The organism is Burkholderia sp. GW821-FHT14F03 (genome assembly GCF_058803765.1).
Map to the genome: position 1 here is coordinate 1 of NZ_JBXAPG010000113.1, position 3150 is coordinate 3150.

3 protein-coding genes are annotated in these 3150 nt (G+C 68.2%); all 3 read left to right on the top strand.

Translation table 11 applies throughout. The annotated features are described in order from the left end of the window. Positions 1-1329, top strand: a 1329-nt coding sequence (locus tag AC1RQF_RS33180; protein ID WP_492874356.1) for a chemotaxis protein CheW, incomplete at its 5' end; no start/stop codon positions are given. 30 nt (positions 1330-1359) lie between these two features. Continuing rightward, positions 1360-1890, top strand: coding sequence for a chemotaxis protein CheW (gene cheW, locus AC1RQF_RS33185; RefSeq protein ID WP_274000564.1), 531 nt, complete (start codon positions 1360-1362; stop codon positions 1888-1890). A 31-nt stretch (positions 1891-1921) separates the two neighbouring features. After that, the coding region (locus AC1RQF_RS33190) for a Tar ligand binding domain-containing protein (RefSeq protein WP_492874358.1) at positions 1922-3150 on the top strand (1229 nt) is incomplete at its 3' end.

A 3150-nucleotide genomic window follows, 5' to 3' on the forward strand; every position in this document is an offset into this window, starting at 1 on the left:
CCGGTCGCGGCCGCGCCGGCGTCGGAACCCGTGCCCGCCGCGCAGCCGGCGGCCGCCAAGGCCGCGCCGGCCGCGCCGCACGCGGACGATCGCAAGCACCGCCCGGCCGCCGCCGCCGCGAATGCGGAAGGCAGCTCGATCCGGGTCGGCGTCGAGAAGGTCGACCAGCTGATCAACCTCGTCGGCGAACTGGTGATCACCCAGGCGATGCTCGCCGAGACCACCAGCACCTTCGATCCGGCGCTGCACGACCGCCTCTACAACGGCATGGCGCAGCTCGAGCGCAACGCGCGCGACCTGCAGGAAGCGGTGATGTCGATCCGCATGATGCCGATGGACTACGTGTTCAGCCGCTTCCCGCGCCTCGTGCGCGACCTGGCGGGCAAGCTCGGCAAGGAAGTCGAGCTGGTCACGTTCGGCCAGGCCACCGAGCTGGACAAGAGCCTGATCGAACGCATCATCGATCCGCTCACCCACCTCGTGCGCAACAGCCTCGACCACGGCATCGAGACCGTCGACAAGCGCCGCGCCGCGGGCAAGGACGCGGTCGGCCAGCTGGTGCTGTCGGCCGCGCATCACGGCGGCAACATCGTGATCGAGGTCAGCGACGACGGCGCGGGCCTGAACCGCGACCGGATCCTCGCGAAGGCCGCCAAGCAGGGGATGCAGATCCCCGACAACATCAGCGACGAGGAAGTCTGGAACCTGATCTTCGCACCGGGCTTCTCGACCGCCGAGGTGGTGACCGACGTGTCGGGCCGCGGCGTCGGGATGGACGTGGTGAAGCGGAACATCCAGTCGATGGGCGGCCACGTCGAGATCGCCTCGTACGAGGGCAAGGGCACCACGACGCGGATCGTGCTGCCGCTCACGCTCGCGATCCTCGACGGGATGTCGGTGAAGGTCGGCGGCGAGATCTTCATCCTGCCGCTCAACTTCGTGATGGAGTCGCTGCAACCGGCCGCCGACGACATCTACACGGTCGGCAACGGCGAGCGCGTGGTGCGGGTGCGCGGCGAATACCTGCCGCTCGTCGCGCTGCACGAAGTGTTCTCGGTCGAGGAGGCGCGCACCGACCCGACCCAGGGCATCGTCACGATCATGCAGACCGAGGGCCGCCGCTTCGCGATGCTGATCGACGAGCTGGTGGGCCAGCAGCAGGTGGTCGTGAAGAACCTCGAAACGAACTACCGCAAGGTGCATGGCATTTCCGCGGCGACCATCCTCGGCGACGGCAGCGTCGCGCTGATCGTCGACGTCGCCGCGCTCAATCGCGAAACCCGCTCGACGCACGGCGCGCACGCCGGCGGCGCGCTGGCCGTTTCCTAACTCTCGCATTCAACCGACCAGGGGGCCAACGTGTCCGAAGTCCAAACGAACCACTCGGCTGCCGCGAATGCGGCGGTCACCCGCCGCGACGCCGCCCAGGGCGACGCGACCGGCCAGGAGTTCCTCGTCTTCACGCTCGGCGACGAGGAATACGGCATCGACATCCTGAAGGTGCAGGAGATCCGCGGCTACGACAGCGTCACGCGGATCGCGAACGCGCCCGATTTCATCAAGGGTGTGATCAACCTGCGCGGCATCATCGTGCCGATCGTCGACATGCGGATCAAGTTCAACCTCGGCCGCGTCGAGTACGACCACCAGACTGTCGTGATCATCCTGAACGTCGCGCATCGCGTGGTCGGGATGGTGGTGGACGGCGTGTCGGACGTGCTCACGCTGTCGACCGAACAGATCATGCCGGCGCCGGAGTTCGGCGCGACGCTGACGACCGAGTTCCTCACGGGCCTCGGCACGGTCGATGGCCGCATGTTGATCCTGATGGACATCGAGAAGCTGATGACGAGCCGCGAAATGGCGCTGATCGAGGCGCTCGGCGCTTGACGGAGCAGCACGGAAATACGGGAGGCTCACGATGTTGCACAACTGGTCGATCCGCACGACATTGACGGCGGTCGGATTCATGCTGGTCCTCTTGGCCGCGGCGGTAGGCGGGCTGAGCCTGTACGGGCTGCACCACGCGAGCCGGTCGCTCGACGCGATCGCGCACGGCGACCTGCCGGCGATCCACGCGCTCGACGACACGTCGTCGTACCTGCTGCGCTCGCGCGTCGCGCTCGACCGCTTCAAGACGCTGACCGAAGCGGGCAACGCCGACGAGGCGCAGAAGGTGCTCGCGCGCGCGCAGGAGCTGTACGGCAGGTCGCAGCAGAACTGGCAGGCGTTTCAGGGCGCGTCGAAGGATGACATCGACGGCGCGCTGACCGACGAGCTCAACGCGCGCTATACGACGCTGACCAAGGAAGGCGTCGAGCCCGAGTTCGCGGCCGCCAAGTCCGGCGACATGGCCGGCTACCACGCGATCGCCGATACCAAGATCAGCCCGATGTTCGTCGCCTACGACCAGTCGGCCGCGGCCGTGGTCGGCGCGTACCAGCAGCGCGCCGAGGCGCGCCAGGACGCGACCCAGGCGCGCATCTCGCTGCTCGTCGCGCTGATCAGCGCGGGCATCGCGCTCGCCTTCGTCGTCGTGATCGCGATCCGCTTCGCGCTGCGCGGGCTGATCGTGCAGCCGCTCAACGACGCGATCGCGCTGTTCGAGCGGATCGGCTCCGGCGACCTGTCGCAGCCGGTGACGATCCGCGGCAGGAACGAGATCGGCAGGCTGTTCGCCGGCATCAAGCGGATGCAGGACGCGGTTTCCGTGATGGTGCGGGCCGTGCATCGCGGCGCGGAATCGATCGACGTCGGCGCGCACGAGATCGCGAGCGGCAATACCGATCTGTCGCAGCGCACCGAGCAGCAGGCAGCGTCGCTGCAGGAAACCGCGTCGAGCATGGAGCAGCTGACCGGCACCGTGCGCCAGAACGCCGAGAATGCGCGCCAGGCGAGCCAGCTCGCGGTCAATGCCTCGGACATCGCGACCCAGGGCGGCGAAGTGGTCGGCCAGGTGGTGGTGACGATGCAGGACATCGCGATCAGTTCCGGCAAGGTGGTCGACATCATCGGCACGATCGAAGGCATCGCGTTCCAGACCAACATCCTCGCGCTGAACGCGGCCGTTGAGGCGGCGCGCGCGGGCGAGCAGGGTCGCGGCTTCGCGGTGGTGGCGGGCGAGGTGCGCTCGCTCGCGCAGCGCAGCGC